At 69.5% G+C, this 17159-nt stretch carries 16 protein-coding genes; 9 read left to right on the top strand and 7 right to left on the bottom strand.

Going from position 1 to position 17159, the window contains the following annotated elements; translation table 11 throughout:
• Positions 1-4: 4 nt before the first annotated feature.
• Positions 5-625, top strand: a complete 621-nt coding sequence (locus CFB35_RS11345) for an HAD family hydrolase (protein WP_059578280.1) — start codon at positions 5-7, stop codon at positions 623-625.
• Positions 626-666: 41 nt separating this feature from the next.
• Here the strand turns inward: CFB35_RS11345 and CFB35_RS11340 are convergent, their stop codons facing one another.
• Positions 667-1776 carry a fatty acid desaturase gene (locus tag CFB35_RS11340; protein WP_059578282.1) on the bottom strand — a complete coding sequence of 370 codons (1110 nt, stop codon included), beginning with the start codon at positions 1774-1776 and terminating at the stop codon, positions 667-669.
• A gap of 224 nt (positions 1777-2000) precedes the next feature.
• On the opposite strand from CFB35_RS11340, the gene CFB35_RS11335 reads away from it, so the two are divergent.
• The gene (locus CFB35_RS11335) at positions 2001-3038 is read left to right on the top strand and encodes an AraC family transcriptional regulator (RefSeq protein WP_059578285.1); all 1038 of its coding nucleotides are present in this window, start codon (positions 2001-2003) and stop codon (positions 3036-3038) included.
• 76 nt (positions 3039-3114) lie between these two features.
• Here the strand turns inward: CFB35_RS11335 and CFB35_RS11330 are convergent, their stop codons facing one another.
• Entirely contained in the window at positions 3115-4164 is a 1050-nt protein-coding gene (locus tag CFB35_RS11330; protein ID WP_059578288.1) for a beta-propeller fold lactonase family protein, read from the bottom strand.
• Positions 4151-5518, bottom strand: a complete 1368-nt coding sequence (locus tag CFB35_RS11325; RefSeq protein ID WP_059578289.1) for an MFS transporter — start codon at positions 5516-5518, stop codon at positions 4151-4153. Before CFB35_RS11325 ends, CFB35_RS11330 begins: the two co-directional genes overlap by 14 nt.
• Before the next feature lie 572 nt (positions 5519-6090).
• On the opposite strand from CFB35_RS11325, the gene CFB35_RS11315 reads away from it, so the two are divergent.
• Both CFB35_RS11315 and CFB35_RS11310 read left to right on the top strand, forming a co-directional pair.
• A complete protein-coding gene (locus CFB35_RS11315) occupies positions 6091-7071 on the top strand; it encodes a hypothetical protein (RefSeq protein WP_059578340.1) in 981 nt (326 codons plus the stop codon).
• Between the two features lie 336 nt (positions 7072-7407).
• Entirely contained in the window at positions 7408-8892 is a 1485-nt protein-coding gene (locus CFB35_RS11310) for a deoxyribodipyrimidine photo-lyase (RefSeq protein WP_059578296.1), read from the top strand.
• Positions 8893-8914: 22 nt separating this feature from the next.
• Here the strand turns inward: CFB35_RS11310 and CFB35_RS35305 are convergent, their stop codons facing one another.
• From CFB35_RS35305 to CFB35_RS11300, 3 genes are all read right to left on the bottom strand, one after another.
• Positions 8915-9037 carry a hypothetical protein gene (locus tag CFB35_RS35305; RefSeq protein ID WP_059578298.1) on the bottom strand — a complete coding sequence of 41 codons (123 nt, stop codon included), beginning with the start codon at positions 9035-9037 and terminating at the stop codon, positions 8915-8917.
• Entirely contained in the window at positions 9028-10257 is a 1230-nt protein-coding gene (locus tag CFB35_RS11305) for an MFS transporter (protein ID WP_059578300.1), read from the bottom strand. Before CFB35_RS11305 ends, CFB35_RS35305 begins: the two co-directional genes overlap by 10 nt.
• 166 nt (positions 10258-10423) lie before the next feature.
• The gene (locus CFB35_RS11300) at positions 10424-11365 is read right to left on the bottom strand and encodes a LysR substrate-binding domain-containing protein (protein ID WP_059578302.1); all 942 of its coding nucleotides are present in this window, start codon (positions 11363-11365) and stop codon (positions 10424-10426) included.
• 461 nt (positions 11366-11826) lie between these two features.
• Between CFB35_RS11300 and CFB35_RS11295 the strand changes: the two genes are divergently transcribed.
• The gene (locus CFB35_RS11295; RefSeq protein WP_059578305.1) at positions 11827-12870 is read left to right on the top strand and encodes an alpha/beta fold hydrolase; all 1044 of its coding nucleotides are present in this window, start codon (positions 11827-11829) and stop codon (positions 12868-12870) included.
• 123 nt (positions 12871-12993) lie between these two features.
• The gene (locus CFB35_RS11290) at positions 12994-13749 is read left to right on the top strand and encodes a 4'-phosphopantetheinyl transferase superfamily protein (RefSeq protein ID WP_059578308.1); all 756 of its coding nucleotides are present in this window, start codon (positions 12994-12996) and stop codon (positions 13747-13749) included.
• A 21-nt stretch (positions 13750-13770) separates the two neighbouring features.
• Here CFB35_RS11290 and CFB35_RS11285 read toward each other — a convergent pair whose 3' ends face one another.
• A complete protein-coding gene (locus CFB35_RS11285) occupies positions 13771-14691 on the bottom strand; it encodes a glutamate/aspartate ABC transporter substrate-binding protein (protein ID WP_059578310.1) in 921 nt (306 codons plus the stop codon).
• Between CFB35_RS11285 and CFB35_RS35300 the strand changes: the two genes are divergently transcribed.
• The 3 genes from CFB35_RS35300 to hutC all read left to right on the top strand — a co-directional run bounded on the left by CFB35_RS35300 (position 14690) and on the right by hutC (position 17126).
• A complete protein-coding gene (locus tag CFB35_RS35300) occupies positions 14690-14824 on the top strand; it encodes a hypothetical protein (protein WP_256939973.1) in 135 nt (44 codons plus the stop codon). The genes CFB35_RS11285 and CFB35_RS35300 overlap by 2 nt on opposite strands.
• Positions 14825-14902: 78 nt before the next feature.
• Positions 14903-16426, top strand: a complete 1524-nt coding sequence (gene hutH, locus CFB35_RS11280; protein ID WP_059578313.1) for a histidine ammonia-lyase — start codon at positions 14903-14905, stop codon at positions 16424-16426.
• A gap of 4 nt (positions 16427-16430) precedes the next feature.
• Positions 16431-17126, top strand: coding sequence for a histidine utilization repressor (gene hutC, locus CFB35_RS11275; RefSeq protein WP_059578316.1), 696 nt, complete (start codon positions 16431-16433; stop codon positions 17124-17126).
• The last annotated feature ends 33 nt before the right edge of the window (positions 17127-17159 follow it).

The following is a 17159-nucleotide window of genomic DNA, read 5'->3' as shown; positions in this document are numbered from 1 at the left end:
CCCCATGACCGACCGCATCGTCGCCGCCTTCGATTTCGACGGCACCATCACGACCACCGACAGCTTCCGCCATTTCGTCCGCCAGGCGGTCGGCACGCCGCGATTCGCGTGGGCCGGGCTGCGCGCGCTGCCGTGGATCTTCGCGATGAAAGCCGGGCTGCTGTCGCGCGGCGACGCGAAGGCGAAGTTCGCGTCGTTCGCGTTCGGGCCGATCCGCGAAGACGCGCTCGATGCACACGCGCGCACGTTCGTCGACAGTTATCTGCCGAGCCTCGTGCGTCCGGAAATGCTCGAACGCATTCGCGAACATCGCGCGCGCGGGCATGAAGTCGTGCTGGTCAGCGCGTCGCCGTCGCTGTATCTGGAGAAGTGGGCGAAGACGGTCGGCTTCGACGCGGTGCTCTCGACGCGGCTCGCGTTCGAGCGCGGTGTCTTCGCCGGGCGGCTCGACGGCGAGAATTGCTGGGGGCCGCAGAAGGTCGTGCGGTTGCGCGGATGGTGGGGCAACCGGCCGCCGAAGCAGTTGTTCGTGTACGGCGACAGCCGCGGCGACAAGGAAATGGCCGAGCTCGCGAACTGGTCGTGGATTCGCGGGCAGGGGCCGATGCCGCCGATCGGCGATTGACCCCGGCGCTGACGCCGCGCTGACGCCCCACGCTGCCCGCGTTACGCGTCGGCCTGCGCGTCGCGCGTGCCGCGAGACGGACGATAGGCGCCCCAGCGATTCGCGCGGGCGAACGTGCCGACATCGTTGAAGCGCACGCCGACTTCGCGCAGCGCCGCATGCGCGGTGCGCGCGGTCAGCTGCCGGATGTAGAACGGGTCGCGCACCACGAAGTGATGGATCGCGTGCGTGCTGCCGAAATTGAAGCAGAACAACTGAAACGGCAGCATCCACCACGGGTTCAGCACCTGCGTCTGCTGGATCACGTTGCGCGAATCGATGTCGCCGAAGTAATGCATGTTCGAGCTGACGAAGTTGATGCAGAAGCTGCGCAGGAAGTTCGGCCCGAGCCACACCACCGCGAGGAAATCGACGACGCTCATCACGCGTTCGACGACGGCCGGCACCGTCACCGCGTAGCCGAACCCATGCAGTGCGAACAGGCCGACGTGATAGACGATGAACGCGTGCCACAGCGTGTAGTACAGGTGACCGATCGGCATGTACGACGACAGCTGCTCGACGCGCAGTTGCAGGCGCTCGGACGGATCCTGCACCGGCTGCGCGGCCACGTACTGCTTCACCTTGCGACGCATCGCGGCCGGCCGCAGCACGACGGCGAGCATGCCGTCCGCGATCATCAGCGCGCGCTTCATGCCCCAGCGCTCCCCGTTGGTGATGCCGAATTCCTCGAGATCCGATTCGCCGCCCGATACCTTGTGGTGATGCAGGTGCATGCGCCGCCGCGTCCACGGGTTGATCGTGCCGGGCCGCGTGAGCCAGCACAGCGCCATCATCAGGTGATACGCCCACGGTGTCTTCTTGAAGTACATCAGGTGGATCAGGTCGTGCTCGAGCTCGTGGATCAACGACGTGACGAACGCGGCGAGCGGCAGCGCGACGTACCACGCGATCGCGCCGCGCGCATACAGCCACGCGATCGCGAGCATCGCGCCGACCGACACGACCATCACGGTCGCGCCGACGAGGTTCTGGTTGTCGAGCAGCGGAAACCGCGCGCGGATCGCGTCGCTCGCGGCGTTGACTTCGCGGCGGACGTACGCGACCTTGTCTGCGTCGTGGCGAAAGGCGGTTCGTGCGGGGTGGCTCATCGACCGGGATCCATGCGGAAGGAGTGGGGCGCAATGCCGATGCGACAAGCATAGGCGCGTGCCGGAGCGCGTGCGAGGGCCGCCGGTGCCAATCGTGGTGTCATTTCGGGCCACGTTGGCCGGCGGGCGCGCACCCGACGGATGTCGGCGCGCTAGAGTGCCGGCAAGGTGTCATGGCGGGCCAGCGACGCTACAATCCGCCGAAACCGCCCGGAGTGAGCCGCATGGTCCCGTCCGTTCCGGATGCCGCGCGCCAGTTGAACAAGGCGACGGTATCGTCCGCGTATGCGCTGTTCATGCTGATGCTGGCCGAGGAGCGCGGCATCGACGGCGGCCGCATCCTCGCCGGCTCGGGCGTCGAGCGTGACCGGCTCGCGCAGCCCGATGCGCGCATCACGCCGCTGCAGCAGGCGGCGATCGTGTTCAACCTGCTCGACGCGACCGACGATCCGTCGATCGCGATCGAGATCGGGCTGCGCAGCAGCCTGACGAAAGCGGGGCTGATCGGCTTCGGGCTGATGAGCTGCGCGACGCTCGGCGAGGCGATCGCGCTCGGCATCCGTTACCTGCCGACGCGCGTGCCGTTCTTCTCGGTGCGGCTCGCGCGGCTCGACGGCATCGTCGACATCGACGTGCGCGAAGCGTTTCCGCTCGGCCGGCTGCGCCAGTTCGCGGTGGAAAACTTTCTGGTCGAGACCGCGATCCTGTTCAATTCGCTGCTGTATCCGACGCCGGGGCGCACGCTGCAGTCGCGTGCCGAACTGCATTTCGAATGGCCGGAGCCGCCGTGGTTCGAGCGCTATCGCGCGCGCCTGCCGCGCTGCCATTTCGACGCGAGCGCGAACCGCATCCGCTGCGACGCCGCGCTGCTCGACGAGCCGATCGGCACCGCGAACGCGCAGACCGCGCAGATGATCGTCCAGCAGTGCGAGGCCGAACTCGCGCGGCTCGGCTACGCGGAAAGCATCGTCGAGCGCGTGCGCAACCTGCTGATCTGCGGCGAGGGCGGCTATCCGTCGGTCGACGATATCGCGCGCGAGCTGCATGTGTCGGCGCGCACGCTCAAGCGCAAGCTGGCCGAATACGGCGCGACCTATTCGGCGCTGCTCGACGAGATCCGGCTGCGCGACGCGCTGCGGCTGCTCGAAGGCACGCGGCTGCCGGTCGACGAGATCGCGGCGCGCGTCGGCTATACCGACCGCGCCAATTTCACGCGCGCGTTCAAGCGCTGGACGGGCGTGGCGCCGAGCGAGCGGCGCTGAACGCGCCGAACGGCGCGCCCGCATCGGCGTGCCGGTTCCCGCGCGGGCGCGGATGCTTCTTCAAACCTTCAGACGTTCAAACGATCGCGATCCAGTTCGCGCCGCGGCCGCCCGGCACGCGCGCGTGCAGCGACAGCGTGCCGTCGTCCGGCGCGATCGCATACACCGCGACGTGTTCCGACTGTTCGCCGCAGGCGACCAGCCAGCATCCCGACGGATCGATCGCGAAGCCGCGCGGCTGGGTCTCGGTGGGCGTCGCGTGGGTGGGCACGAATGTGCCATCTTCGTCGAGGCGATAGCCGAGCAACTGGCTCGACGTGCGCTCGCTGACGTACGCAAAACGTTCGTCGGGCGTCAGGTGCAGATCGGCGGCCCACACGGACGGCTCGGCGGGGGCGGGCGGGCGCGCATGGCCTTGCGCGAGTTCGGCGACGGCCGGATGGCGCGCGCTCACGTGCGGGTCGCCGAGCCGGCCGGTGTCGGTGTCCCGCGCGAAGGTCGCAAGCGTCGCCTGGAATTCGCTGACGACGACCAGCGTGCGGCCGTCATCCGCGAACCGCAGGTGACGCGGGCCGAAGCCGGCGGGCACGCGCGTTTCGCCGTGTTCGACCGCGCGCAGGCCCGTGGCGCCTTCGACCAGCGCGAAACCGAACACGCGGTCCGAGCCGAGCGAGCTGACGTACGCGAAGCGGTTGTCCGGCGACACGATCACCGCATGCGCGTTCGCGATGCCGCCGGCGACCTGCAGCGGCGTGCCGTCGCCGTCGCGCACGCGCGCGGCGTCGTAGACGCTCAGCGAATTCCCGCCGTACGACGCGCCGAGCAGCCAGCGGCCGCTTTGATCGAGCGACAGGTACGCATGGCTCGCGTCGATCGCGGTCGTGCCGATGCGTGCGAGCGCGCCCGTGGCGGCGGCGACGCGGAACGCGACGATCATCGGCTGCGCGCCGCGCGTCGCGACGTAGAGCCGCGCGCGGTCGGCCTGCACCGCGATCGGCATCGCGGCGTCGGCCGCCGGATAGCGGGCGAGCGGTGCGAGCGTGCCGTCGCCGGCGAGGGAGAACGTGGCGAGGTCGCCGTCGACGGCATTCGAGACGACGACGGTCAGGCGGTCAGTGTTCGGCATGGCGGAGCATCGGGGCGTGCGTGAAGGGTTCGTCGGCCGGCCGGCCGCGCGGCGGATCGCTGCGCCGGTGCGTGCGCGCGAACAGCGCGGCGACCGCGGCGACGAGCGAAGCGATCGCGAGCGCATACAGCCCGCCCGTGATCGAACCCGTATGTTGCTTCAGATAGCCGAAGGCCGTCGGCGCGACGAAGCCGCCGAGGTTGCCGACCGAGTTGATCAGCGCGATCACGGCCGCGGCCACGCGCGTGTCGAGATAGCCCTGCGGGATCGGCCAGAACAGCGACGCCGCCGCCTTGAAGCCGAGCGCGGCGAAGCAGACCGACGCGAACGACCACACCGGATTCGGCGACGTCGACGCGAACAGCCCGCACGCGGCGAGCACGAGCGCGAACGCGAGCCATCGCTGCGGATGCTTCCACTTCGACGACAGCACCGCGAAGCCGTACATCGCGCCGATCGCGATCATCCACGGAATCGTGTTGTACAGGCCGACCTGGAAATCGGTGAGGCCGCCCATCTTGCGGATGATGGTGGGCAGCCAGAACGTGGCCGCGTAGATCGTCAACTGGATCGAGAAGTACAGGAAGCAGAACAGCACGATCTGCGGATCGCGCAGCAGCGCGGTGGCGCGCACCGGCACGTTCGAGCGGACGTCGCGCGTCGCGCGCTCGTCGTCCAGCGCGTTCTGGAGGGCGGTGCGTTCGTCGGCCGTGAGCCACGTCGCGTCGCAGATGTGCGATTTCAGCAGCAGCCAGCTCGCGCCGCACAGCGCAACCGAGAACAGCCCTTCGATCAGGAACATCCATTGCCAGCCTGCGAGGCCGAAGCCGCGGATCGACAGCAGGGCGCCGGTGACTGGCCCGGACAGCACCGACGCGAACGCGGAGCCGCCGAGGAAGATCGCCATCGCCTTGCCGCGCTCCTGCGGCGGCAGCCATTGCGACAGGTACAGCACGACGCCGGGGAAGAAGCCGGCCTCGGCCGCGCCGAGCAGGAAGCGCAGCGCGTAGAACGACGTGTCGTTCCACACGAACGCCATCGCGGCCGCGACGATGCCCCAGGTCGCCATGATCCGCGCGAGCCAGACGCGGGCGCCGTAGCGCTGCATCAGCAGATTCGACGGCACTTCGAACAGCGCGTAGCCGACGAAGAACAGGCCGGCGCCGAGCCCGTACGCGGCCGCGCCGATGCCGATCGACGCTTCGAGGTGGCGATCGACGAAGCCGACGTTCACGCGGTCGATGTAGTTCGCGATGAACATGATCAGCACGAGCGGCAGCACGTGCCACTTCACTTTCGAGACGGCGGACGCGAGCGGATCGCGGCCGGGCAGGGCGGACGAGGGCGGGTTCAAGGGTGTCTCCGGTCGGGTGTCGGCGGGCGGAGCGGCAGCCCGCGGCGGCGTCTGGGTAGCGGTTATGTAGTATGTCGTCGTATGACATGGTACGCCGGAGTGCCCTCAAAGACGTCGCGGGTTTACCCGGGAATTTATCAAAAATTACCGAAATCTCGAGATGGAAAGCGCCTGTCTTCACATCTGATGACGTATGACATAAGGCAACATTGCACCGATCGCTGCTTCAAGGTCGGGCCGGCTGGGCGCGAGGCTCGCGGTCGAGGCGGTGCGTGAGCGCACGGCGTGTGGCCGGCGCCGGCGGAGAAAACCGGCCTCGACGGGGCGACGTTCGATATTCACGCGCTCCGTACGGTGTGCCCATACAGGAAGTCGTGCCGCCGATGAAGCGGCAGCGGCGTGATCGCGACGATCGACACGCAGTCGACCCGCAAGCCGTTTACCGGGAGCACGACTACGCTGTATCGAAAGGCGCGCTCGCGGTTGCGGCAAAATATCTGGCGCCGGAACTCGGCGTGCTCGCCACGCGAGAACGGCCGCGATTTCATGCCTTGACGATGGAGCAACGGATCATGCAGGACAACCAGTACGCGCGGCACGTGTTCGCGTTCAACGGCGACGCGGACGGCCTGTGCGCGCTTCAGCAGTTGCGGCTCGCCGAACGCGTGCACGGCACGCTCGTGACCGGCGTGAAGCGCGACATCACGCTGCTCGAGCGGATCGACGCGCGCGCGGGCGACCTCGTCACCGTGCTCGACGTGTCGCACGACCAGAACCGCGATGCCTGCGCGCGGCTGCTGCGGGCAGGCGCGACGGTCCGCTATTTCGACCATCACTTCGCGGGCGAACTGCCCGACGATCCGCGCTTTCACGCGCATATCGACACGGCGGCCGACGTCTGCACGAGCGCGATCGTGAACCGCTATCTCGGCGGCCGGCACGTGCGCTGGGCGATCGTCGCCGCTTATGGCGACGAACTGCCGGCGCTCGGCGATGCGCTCGCGCGCGAGCATGGAGTCGACGAAGCCGAGCGCTGCACCCTCGCCGAGCTGGGGCGCTACCTGAATTACAACGCATACGGCGAATGCGTCGGCGATCTGCATTTCGATCCGGCGGCGCTCGCGGATGCGATGTTGCCGTGGGCCGATCCAGTCGATTTCGTGCGCGAGACGGCCGTGTTCGCCGCGCTGCGCGACGGCTATCGCGACGACATGGCGCTCGCGTGCGCGCTCGCGCCGCTGCGTGAGGTGCCGGGCGCGACGCTGGTCCGGATGCCCGATCATCCGTGGGCGCGGCGCGCGACCGGCATGCTCGCGAACGAACGGATGCGCAATGCGCCGCATACGGCGCTCGCGGTGCTGTCGCCGCGCGCGGGCGGCGGGCTCGTCGTCAGCGTACGCGTGCCCGACGGCCGGCCGATCGGTGCGGACGAGTTCTGCCGCGGCTTCGCGACCGGCGGCGGGCGCAAGTGCGCAGGCGGCATCAACCATCTGCCGGAAGCCGAGTTCGACGCATTCGCCGAGCGCTTCGAGGCCGCGTTCCGGCTCGACTGATCCAACATCGATGCGCCGTGCGCCGGGCGGGCCATCGCGCGGCACGTGCATCGCGAAGCAGACCAGCCGGCCGCACAGGTGGCCACGGCAGGCTTTCCTGCGTTCGTCGATGCGCGGGGCAATGCGCCAGCGATGCGCCGGGCGCACGAACCGGTCGACGGACGACAGCCTCGCAAACATCACCTGCGTGCGGCCGGCACCGCAACCTTCATCGGGTCGGCGCCGCGTGTACGGCCGCGCACGGCGTCGCCGTGATGCGCTAGCCGTAACGGCCGGCGTCGACACCGCGCAGCGCAGCCGCGACAATACGCATCTCCTGTCCCTTTCGTCATCGAGATGCCCGTATCCGCCCAGTCGTCCGTTGCCCCAGCGATCGTATGGTTCCGCGACGATCTGCGCGTGACAGATCAGCCCGCACTGACGCGCGCGGTCGAATCGGGCCGGCCGCTCGTCTGCGTCTTCGTCGACGGCACGGACACGGGCGCCGGGCCCGCGCTCGGCGGCGCGGCGCGCTGGTGGCTGCACGGGTCGCTGGCCGGGCTCGACGCGGCGCTCGCGCGGCATGGCGGGCGCCTGCTGCTGTTGCGCGGCGACGCGCGGCGCGAGATCGAGCGCCTCGTTCGCGACACGGGCGCCGCGGCCGTGTACTGGAACCGCCGCTATCCGCAGCCACAGCGCGACGCCGATGCGGCGTTGAAGGCGTCGCTCAAGGCGCAGGGCGTGACGGTCGAAAGCAGCAACGGCAGCCTGCTGAACGAGCCCTGGGAGGTGCTGACGGGCAGCGGCGGCCCGTACCAGGTGTTCACCGCTTACTGGCGCGCGGCGCGCCGCGATCGCACGGTGGCCGCGCCGCTGCCGGCGCCCGAGCGGATCGCGTTCCATCCGTGGCCGAAGGCCGTGCGCGAGCGCGCGCTGTCGCTCGATGCGCTCGCATTGCGTCCGCATGCGCCGGACTGGGCCGGCGGCCTGCGCGAGGCGTGGCCGGCGCCCGACGAAGCCGGCGCGCACGCGCAGCTCGACACGTTTCTGACGACCTCGCTCGCCGGCTATGCGGACGCGCGCGATCGACCCGACCGCCCCGCGACGAGCCGGCTGTCGCCGTTCCTGCGCTTCGGCAACGTATCGCCGCGACAGGTGTGGCATGCGGTGCAGGGCGCCGCGAACGCGGGCGGCGCGGCGTATGCGATGCACGCCGACAAATTCCTGAGCGAGCTCGGCTGGCGCGAATTCAGCTACATGCTGCTGTATCACTTCCCGGCGCTCGCGACCGACAACTTCCGCGCGCAATTCGATGCGATGCCGTGGCGCGACGATCCCGCCGCGTTGCGTGCGTGGCAGCGCGGCCGGACCGGCTACCCGCTCGTCGACGCGGGCCTGCGCGAGCTGTGGACGACCGGCTGGATGCACAACCGCGTTCGAATGGTCGTCGCGTCGTTCCTGATCAAGCATCTGCTGATCGACTGGCGCGCGGGTGAAGCGTGGTTCCGGGACACGCTGGTCGATGCGGATCCCGCGAACAACGCGGCGAGCTGGCAATGGGTGGCCGGCTGCGGCGCCGACGCGGCGCCGTATTTCCGCATCTTCAATCCGGTCGCGCAGGGCCGGAAGTTCGACCCGGACGGCGCGTACGTACGGCGCTGGGTGCCCGAGCTCGCCGGCCTCGACAACACGTCGATCCATGCGCCGTGGGAAGCGTCGCCGCTGGAACTCGACGCGGCCGGCGTGCGGCTCGGCGTCGACTATCCGGCGCCGCTCGTCGAGCATGCGGCCGCGCGCGCCCGTGCGCTCGATGCGCTGGCCGCGTTGCCGAAGCGCCACTGACGATGCGCCGAGGTTTGCCGCATCAATTGCAGAACGCGACGTGCTCGAGCAGCGCGTACGCGACGCCCGAATCGAGGTAGGCCGCGCCGCACCACGCGACGAACGCGAGCATGCCGGCGGCCAGCGCCGCGCGAATCATGCCCATGCCGCAGTGCCCGATCCCGGGCGTGCGACGCGCGCGTCGTCGATCGGCAAGTGCAGCAGCGCCGCGAGCACGCCGAGCGCGATCGAGCCGATCCACAGCGGCAGGTACGAGTGCGTCGCATCGTACACGAGCGCGCCGAGCCATACACCGAAGAAACTGCCGAGCTGGTGCCCGAAGAACACGAAGCCGAACAGCGTCGCGATGTAGCGCACGCCGAACACCTGCGAGATCACGCCGTTCGTCAGCGGCACCGTGCCGAGCCATGTGAAACCCATCACGGCCGCGAACACGTAGACACTGGCGGGCGACAGCGGTGCGGCGACGAACGCGGCCATCGCGAGCGCGCGCACGAGGTACAGCACCGACAGTACGTACTTGCGCCGCAGCAGCCCGCCGAGATGGCCGCACGCGTAGGTGCCGGCCACATTCGTCAGCGCGATCAGCGCGAGCGCGACGCTCGCGTGGCGCGCCGGCAGCCCGTGGTCGAGCAGGTACGCGGGCAGGTGCGTCGCGATGAACGCGAGCTGGAAGCCGCACGCGAAGAAGCCCGCATTCAGCAGCCAGAAGCCGCGATGCGCGAACGCCTCGCGCACGGCTTCGCCGATCGACTGGTCGGAGCCGGCGGCGGCGGCCGCCTGCGCGGGCCGGTCGCGCAGCAACACGGCGAGCGGCGCGAGCAGCGCGGCGACGAGCGCCAGCGCGATGAACGCGTGCCGCCAGCCGATGCCGCCGATCAGCTCCTGCGCGAGGGGCACCATGCAGAACTGGCCGAGGCCGCCGACCGCGCCGGCGACACCGAGCGCCCAGCCGCGCCGGTCGGGCGGGAACAGTCGGCTCAGCGCGCCGTAGATCGACGCGAACGCCGAGCCCGACAGCGCGACGCCGATCACGAGCCCGGCGCCGACCGTGAACAGGCCGGTCGTGGCCGCATGCGCCATCGTGCCGAGCCCGGCTGCGTACAGCAGCATGCCGGCGACGATCACGCGCACCGAGCCGAAGCGGTCGGCCACCATCCCGGTGAACGGCTGCGCGACGCCCCAGATCAGGTTCTGCAACGCCAGCGCGAGCCCGAACGCCTCGCGCGACCAGCCGTGGTCGAGCGACACGGGCGCGAGGAACAGGCCCTGCACGTGGCGGATGCCGAGCGCGGCGCCCATGATCAGGCCGCCTGCCAGCACGGGCAGCCAGCGGCGCCGGACTTCCTGCTCGATCGGGGTCATGCGTGTCTCCGGATGAAGGCGCGCGGCGAAACCGCCGCGCTCGATCCGATTAGACGAGCGCGGCTGCCGTCGCTCAAGCGATCATTCGGTCAGGTTGGCATGCGTGGCGCGAATGTGAAGGGGGCGGCGTGAGCCGGTGGTCATGCGCAGCCGCCCAGCTGCCGGTTCAGCCCGACGCCGTATCGTGCGCGTGCATCGCCGCATCGCATTCGGCTGCTTCGGCGAGCATCCAGTCGCGCACGTCGACGACCTCGCGGCGCGGGGCCGGATCGTGCTGAAACAGCCAGTAGCCGTACGTTGGCGGCAGCGTCCGCGTGTGCGGCCCGAGCGCCGCCAGCCGGCCGTCGGCGAGCATTGGCGCGACGAGCGCGAGCCGCCCGAGCGCGATGCCCTGGCCCGCGATCGCGGCCTGGATCACCTGGTCGTACTGGTTGAAGCGCAGCACGCCTTTCGGGCGCGCGTCGTCGAGCCCGGCCGCGTGCAGGTGCGCGTGCCATTGCAACTGCGGTTGCGGCGGCCCGTCGAATTCGAGCAGCACGTGATCGGCGATCGCGGCCGCGCTCGTGATCGGCCGCGCGGCGAGCGCGGGATGCGCGACCGGCACGACGATCTCGTCGAACAGGCGCAGCGCGCCGGCTGGTGCGCGCTCGCGCGGGCAGTAGCGGATGCCGAGGTCGATGCCCTCGGCGCGCAAATCGAGTACCTTGTCGTTCGCGGCGACGCGCAGGTCGATCCCGGGCAGGCGCGCCTGCAGCCGCCCGAGCCGCGGCAGCAGCCACAGCGCGGTGACGCCGATGCTGGCGGTGATCGTCACCGGCTGGCGCTCGCGCCCGGCGGCGAGCGACGCGACGGTGTCCTGCAGGCCGTGCAGCGCCGCATCGGCGACGCGGAACAGTCGCTCGCCTTCCGGCGTGAACGCGATCTTCCGGTAGCCGCGCTGCAGCAACGCAACGCCGAGATGCGCTTCGAGCGCATGGATCTGACGGCTGACCGCCGACTGCGTGACGCACAGGTCCTGCGCGGCGAGCGTGATGCTCATGCGGCGGCCGACGGCGACGAAACCGCGGACGAGATCGAGCGACGGGAGACGGACGAGTGGCATTGACATGCGTGTGACTCATGCGAACGGAGCGGCAAGATTGGTTGAGAACGCGGCGCGCGTCAAGTTCAATGGAGGCGGGGTGATTGCGGAGGGCGGGGCGTTGAGCAAGTGTTGAAGCGCTGACTCCATCCAGCCACGCCATGGGACCAGAGTAGGCGCTAAAGCGCTAACTCGGGTCGACCGCCGTGGGGTTGGAGTAAGCGCTAAAGCGCTAACTCCATCCAGCCACGCCATGGGACCAGAGTAAGTGCTGAAGCACTTACTCCGGTCGACCGCCGTGGGGTTGGAGTAAGCGCTGAAGCGCTAACTCCACCCAACCACGCCATGGGACCAGAGTAAGTGCTGAAGCACTAACTCTGGTCGACCGCCGTGGGGTTGGAGTAAGCGCTGAAGCGCTAACTCCAACCAGCCACGCCATGGGACCAGAGTAGGCGCTAAAGCGCCAACTCTGGTCGACAGGAGACACAATGACGATTTCGAACGAGAACAGCGGCGCGCCACAGGCCAATCGCACGGCCGACGCGTTGCCACCCGAACCCGTGACGCTGCGCGCAGCCGACGGCTACGAACTGCGCGCCCACGTCTGGCGCCATCGCGGCGGCGGCGGCGCCGTGCGGCCCGTGACGGTCGTCAATTGCGCGACGTCGGTGCGCTGCGACTACTACTTTCGTTTCGCGGCCTGGCTGTTCGCGCAAGGGCGCGACGTGCTCGTCTACGACTATCGCGGCATCGGCGGGTCGCGCCCGGCGCGGCTCGCCAAGCTGCACGCGAACTGGCTCGACTGGGGGCGGCTCGATTGCGAAGCCGCGCTGCACTACGCGCGCGACGCGTTTCCGGGGCAGCCGCTCGACGTGGTCGCGCACAGCATCGGCGGCTGCGTGCTCGGCCTCGCGGCATCGAACGTGCACGCGCGGCATGTGGTCACCGTCGGCGCGCAGTATGCGTACTGGCGCGATTACCTGCCGGCCGAGCGACGCCGGATGTGGTGGAAGTGGCACGTCGCGATGCCCGCGCTCGCGGCCGTGTTCGGCTACGTGCCCGCGAAGCGGCTCGGCTGGATGGAGGACACGCCGCGCGGCGTCGCACTGTCGTGGGCGCGCTCGCAGCCGCGTTTCGAGGATGGCTACATCGGCAGCGTGCTCGACGACAGCGCCACGAGTCGCACCGCGTTGCCGGCGCGCTTCGCGGGGCTGTCGGCGCCGATGCTCGCGATAGGCATCGACGACGACGCGTTCGGCACGGTCGACGCGATCGAGCGGCTGGCCGGCTATTACACGGGCAGCAACGTCACGCATCTGCGGATCGCGCCGGCCGACATCGGCGTCGACGCGATCGGCCATTTCGCGTTTTTCCACAGCCGCTTCACCGACACGCTGTGGCCCGTCGCGCTGTACTGGCTGCAACACGGCGTGCTGCCGGCCGATGCGCCGGGCGTCGTGCACGCGCTGCACCCGGCGTCGCGCGGGCGGCTGACGGGGAGCGGCTTGCCCGGCATCGCCGCGAACGGGTGACCGCGCATCCGCGCACGCATCCCGCAGCCCCGTTCAATGCCCGATCGTGCCGCAGCGGCCGCAGGCCGGCGCGATCGATTAACATCGGACGTTTCGCTTTACCGCACCGACTGCCGCGCGCCGATGTCCATTCCGTCCGATTCCGCTTCTTCCGTTGAAACGCCCCGCGCATGGCGCATGCGTGCGCTCGACGTGCCGCCCGCCGCGGCGCGCGCCGGCGTGCGGATCGCGCGCGTCGATTTCGATTGGCGCGTGCCGCTCGTGTCGGCCGCGTATGCGGCGCTGAGCGATGACGAGCGCGCCCGCGCCGCGCGCTTCCTGCGGCACGAGGATGCGGTGCGCAGCGCCGCGACGCGCGCCGCGCTGCGCGACGTGCTCGGCGCGGCGCTCGGCATCGCGCCGCGCGCGGTCGCGATCGTCGTCGACGCGGCGGGGCGGCCGTCGCTGGACCCTGCGCATCGCGCGTCGCTCGACTTCAACGTGTCGCACGCGGGCGAACACGCGCTGCTCGCGTGGGCGCCGGCAGGCCGCGTCGGCGTCGATATCGAGGGCTGCAACCGCGCGACCGACTGGCGTGCGCTGACGCGCGAAGTGTGCGCGCCCGCCGAGATCGCGTATCTCGACGGCCTGCCGCCCGGCGCGCGCGAGGGTGAATTCATGCGGGTGTGGTCCGCGAAGGAGGCGCTGCTCAAGGCGCTCGGCACCGGCATCGTCGGCGGGCTGCGCGCGTTCGCGGTCGTGCCGCCGCGCGACGCGGCGACGCCCGCGACGACGATCGTCGAGCCGGCCGCGCCCGCCGCCGGCGTCGCGGCGTTCGACGCGGCGTGGCTCGACGCGGCGCCCGGCTACGCGGCGTGCGTCGCGTGGACGCGCGCGTAAGCCGGTGTCGACGCGCGGCGCTCACTCGAGCGGCGCGTCGTTCGGCGCCGCATAGCGCGCCTTGATCACGTCGCTCATCGGGAAGTCGAACGACAGCCCCTTCGGCGGCACCGGCTTCAAGAACCACTTGTCGTACAGCGCGTCGATCTCGCCGCTTTTCATCAACTGCACGAGCACGCCGTCGACGAGCGCCTTGAACTGCGGATCGTCCTTGCGCAGCATGAACCCGTACGCTTCCGACGATTGCGGCGTGCCGACGATCCGCCAGTCGGCCGGTTTCGCGGCGAGCTGGCGCACGCCCGCGAGCAGCACGTCGTCCATCATGTACGCGGCCGCGCGGCCCGATTCGAGCGTGAGCCGTCCTTCGCCGTAGTCCTTCGCGCCGATGATCTGCATGCCCATCTTCCTTTCTTCGTTCATCTTGCGCAGCAGGCGTTCGGACGTCGTGCCCTGGTTCGTCACGACCGTCTTGCCGGCGAGATCGGGGAAGTCGCGGATACCCGAGGTCGTGCGCGTGAGCAGGCGCGTCGTCGCGACGAAGAAGGTGGTCGAGAACGCGACCTGCGCATGGCGCGCGGCGAGGTTGGTGGTCACGCCGCATTCGAGATCGACGGTGCCGTTCTGCACGAGCGGAATGCGGTTCTGCGACGTGACCGGAATGAAGCGCACCTGCAGGTCGGGCTTGCCGGTGCGCGCCTTCACCGCGGCGATCACGCGGTCGCACAGGTCCTGCGAGAAACCGACGACCTTGCCGCTGGCATCGACATAGGAGAACGGCACCGACGTTTCGCGATGGCCGATCGAAATCAGGTTGGCCTGGCGGATCCTGTCGAGCGTGCCGGACAGCGGCTCCGCCGCGAAGGACGCACCGTGCGCGAGCGCGCACGCGACGACGAGCAGGGGGAAGCCGAGGCGGGCGGCGAATCGTGACGGGAAGGGCATGACGGTCTCCGTGGCGAGCGATGATTCGTATGTTGCCAAAAATAAAATAATTGCAACAGATGTTAAGAACCGGATCGCGGCGACCGGCCCGGCGGGCCTGCCGGGCATCAGGGAAACTCCCGAGTCGGAATAATGAAAAACGGGTTGTCTAGACAAGTGTGGGTGGCTACACTTCAATCCATTCCGAACTTGTCTAGACAGGATTGCTCACATGATTACGTTGACCCCCGGCCACCTGACGCTCCCGCAACTGCGCCGGATCGCACGTGAATCCGTGCAACTGAAGCTCGACCCGGCCAGCTTCGCGAAGATCGACGCCGGCGCGAAGGCCGTTGCCGACATCGCCGCGAAGGGCGAGCCGGCCTACGGCATCAACACGGGCTTCGGCCGCCTGGCGAGCACCCACATCCCGCACGACCAGCTCGAACTGCTGCAGAAGAACCTCGTGCTGTCGCACGCGGTCGGCGTCGGCGAGCCGATGGCGCGTTCGTCGGTGCGCCTGCTGATGGCGCTGAAGCTGTCGAGCCTCGGCCGCGGCCACTCGGGCATCCGTCGTGAAGTGATGGACGCGCTGATCACGCTGTTCAACGCCGACGTGCTGCCGCTGATCCCGGTGAAGGGCTCGGTCGGCGCGTCGGGCGACCTCGCGCCGCTCGCGCACATGTCGGCCGTGCTGCTCGGCGTCGGCGAAGTGTTCATCCGCGGCGAGCGCGCGAGCGCGCTCGACGGTCTGCGCGTCGCGGGCCTCGCGCCGCTCACGCTGCAGGCGAAGGAAGGCCTCGCGCTGTTGAACGGCACGCAGGCGTCGACCGCGCTCGCGCTCGACAACATGTTCACGATCGAAGACCTGTACCGCACCGCGCTCGTCGCCGGCGCGCTGTCGGTCGACGCGGCGGCCGGCTCGGTGAAGCCGTTCGACGCGCGCATCCACGAACTGCGCGGCCACCAAGGCCAGATCGACGCGGCCGCGTCCTACCGCGAACTGCTCGAAGGCTCGCCGATCAACCAGTCGCACCGCGACTGCGACAAGGTGCAGGATCCGTACAGCCTGCGCTGCCAGCCGCAGGTGATGGGCGCGTGCCTGGACCAGATGCGCCACGCGGCCGACGTGCTGCTCGTCGAAGCGAACGCCGTGTCGGACAACCCGCTGATCTTCCCGGACACCGGCGAAGTGCTGTCGGGCGGCAACTTCCACGCGGAGCCCGTCGCGTTCGCCGCCGACAACCTCGCGCTCGCCGCAGCGGAAATCGGCGCGCTGGCCGAACGCCGCATCGCGCTCCTGATCGACGCGACGCTGTCGGGCCTGCCCCCGTTCCTCGTGAAGGACGGCGGCGTGAACTCCGGCTTCATGATCGCGCACGTGACGGCGGCCGCACTCGCATCGGAAAACAAGACGCTCGCGCACCCGGCGTCGGTCGACTCGCTGCCGACCTCGGCCAACCAGGAAGACCACGTGTCGATGGCGACGTTCGCCGCGCGCAAGCTCGCCGACATCGCGGACAACACGAAGCACATCCTCGCGATCGAGCTGCTGGCCGCCGCGCAAGGCGTCGACCTGCGCGCGCCGTACCACACGAGCCCGAAGCTCGCGCCGGTGATGGAGACGATTCGCAGCCAGGTCGCGCACTACGAACTCGACCACTACTTCGCGCCGGACATCGCGGTGATCGCGAAGCTCGTCGGCGAGCGTGCGTTCGCGAAGGTCGCGCCGTTCTCGTTCGCATCGGAACAGTAAGCCGATGAGCGCGCCGGTCTACCAGGAGATCAAGGATTTCATCCTGGCCCGCATTCACGCCGGCGAGTGGGAGGAGGGCGACCAGGTGCCGTCCGAGAACGAACTGGCGCGCGAGTTCAAGGTGGCGCGCATGACCGTCAACCGCGCATTGCGCGAGTTGACGGCCGAGCAGGTGCTCACGCGCATGAAGGGCGCGGGCACCTACGTCGCGCGGCCGAAGTACGAGTCGACGCTGGTGGCGATCCGCAGCATCTCCGAGGAAGTCGGCGCGCGCGGGCATGCATACCGCGCCAGTGTGCTCGGCCTCGACACGATCCGCGCCGACGAGGCCCTCGCCGACGAGATGCAGGTGGCCGTGCGCACGAAGCTGTTTCATTCGCAGGTGCTGCACTTCGAGAACGACGAGCCCGTGCAGCTCGAAGAACGATGGGTGAATCCGGCGGTCGCGCCGGATTACGCCGAGCAGGATTTCACGAACACGACGCCGAACCTGTACCTGATGCGCGCGGCGCCGCTGCAGCGCGTCGAGTACCGGATCGAAGCGGCGGCCCCGGCGCCGGAGCGGCGCGAGCAGCTGCGGATGGACGACGTCGAGCCGTGTCTGGTTTTACATCGGCGCACCTGGTCGCAGGGCGTCGTCGCCTCGGTGGCGAATCTGTGGCATCCCGGCAGCCGTTATCGCTTCACCGGGCATTTCTGATTCCTTATTGATCTCAATTTCCCTCGGGAGCAG

Origin of the sequence: Burkholderia sp. AU16482 (assembly GCF_002223285.1) — a bacterium.
Taxonomy (GTDB): Bacteria; Pseudomonadota; Gammaproteobacteria; order Burkholderiales; family Burkholderiaceae; genus Burkholderia; species Burkholderia semiarida.
The sequence above is the reverse complement of the archived record's forward strand: the minus strand, read 5'-3'. Positions and strand labels throughout refer to the sequence as shown.

Excerpts from the sequence above, each read along its gene's own strand:
- CFB35_RS11330 (WP_059578288.1), bottom strand. The coding sequence starts at position 4,164 with ATGCCGAACACTGACCGCCTGACCGTCGTCGTCTCGAATGCCGTCGAC.
- CFB35_RS35305 (WP_059578298.1), bottom strand. The coding sequence starts at position 9,037 with ATGGGCATGATTCGCGCGGCGCTGGCCGCCGGCATGCTCGCGTTCGTC.
- CFB35_RS11295 (WP_059578305.1), top strand. The coding sequence starts at position 11,827 with ATGACGATTTCGAACGAGAACAGCGGCGCGCCACAGGCCAATCGCACG.
- CFB35_RS11310 (WP_059578296.1), top strand. The coding sequence starts at position 7,408 with ATGCCCGTATCCGCCCAGTCGTCCGTTGCCCCAGCGATCGTATGGTTC.
- CFB35_RS11345 (WP_059578280.1), top strand. The coding sequence starts at position 5 with ATGACCGACCGCATCGTCGCCGCCTTCGATTTCGACGGCACCATCACG.
- CFB35_RS11285 (WP_059578310.1), bottom strand. The coding sequence starts at position 14,691 with ATGCCCTTCCCGTCACGATTCGCCGCCCGCCTCGGCTTCCCCCTGCTC.
- CFB35_RS11305 (WP_059578300.1), bottom strand. The coding sequence starts at position 10,257 with ATGACCCCGATCGAGCAGGAAGTCCGGCGCCGCTGGCTGCCCGTGCTG.
- hutH (WP_059578313.1), top strand. The coding sequence starts at position 14,903 with ATGATTACGTTGACCCCCGGCCACCTGACGCTCCCGCAACTGCGCCGG.
- CFB35_RS11335 (WP_059578285.1), top strand. The coding sequence starts at position 2,001 with ATGGTCCCGTCCGTTCCGGATGCCGCGCGCCAGTTGAACAAGGCGACG.
- CFB35_RS11300 (WP_059578302.1), bottom strand. The coding sequence starts at position 11,365 with ATGTCAATGCCACTCGTCCGTCTCCCGTCGCTCGATCTCGTCCGCGGT.
- CFB35_RS11290 (WP_059578308.1), top strand. The coding sequence starts at position 12,994 with ATGTCCATTCCGTCCGATTCCGCTTCTTCCGTTGAAACGCCCCGCGCA.
- CFB35_RS11315 (WP_059578340.1), top strand. The coding sequence starts at position 6,091 with ATGCAGGACAACCAGTACGCGCGGCACGTGTTCGCGTTCAACGGCGAC.
- CFB35_RS35300 (WP_256939973.1), top strand. The coding sequence starts at position 14,690 with ATGACGGTCTCCGTGGCGAGCGATGATTCGTATGTTGCCAAAAATAAA.
- hutC (WP_059578316.1), top strand. The coding sequence starts at position 16,431 with ATGAGCGCGCCGGTCTACCAGGAGATCAAGGATTTCATCCTGGCCCGC.
- CFB35_RS11340 (WP_059578282.1), bottom strand. The coding sequence starts at position 1,776 with ATGAGCCACCCCGCACGAACCGCCTTTCGCCACGACGCAGACAAGGTC.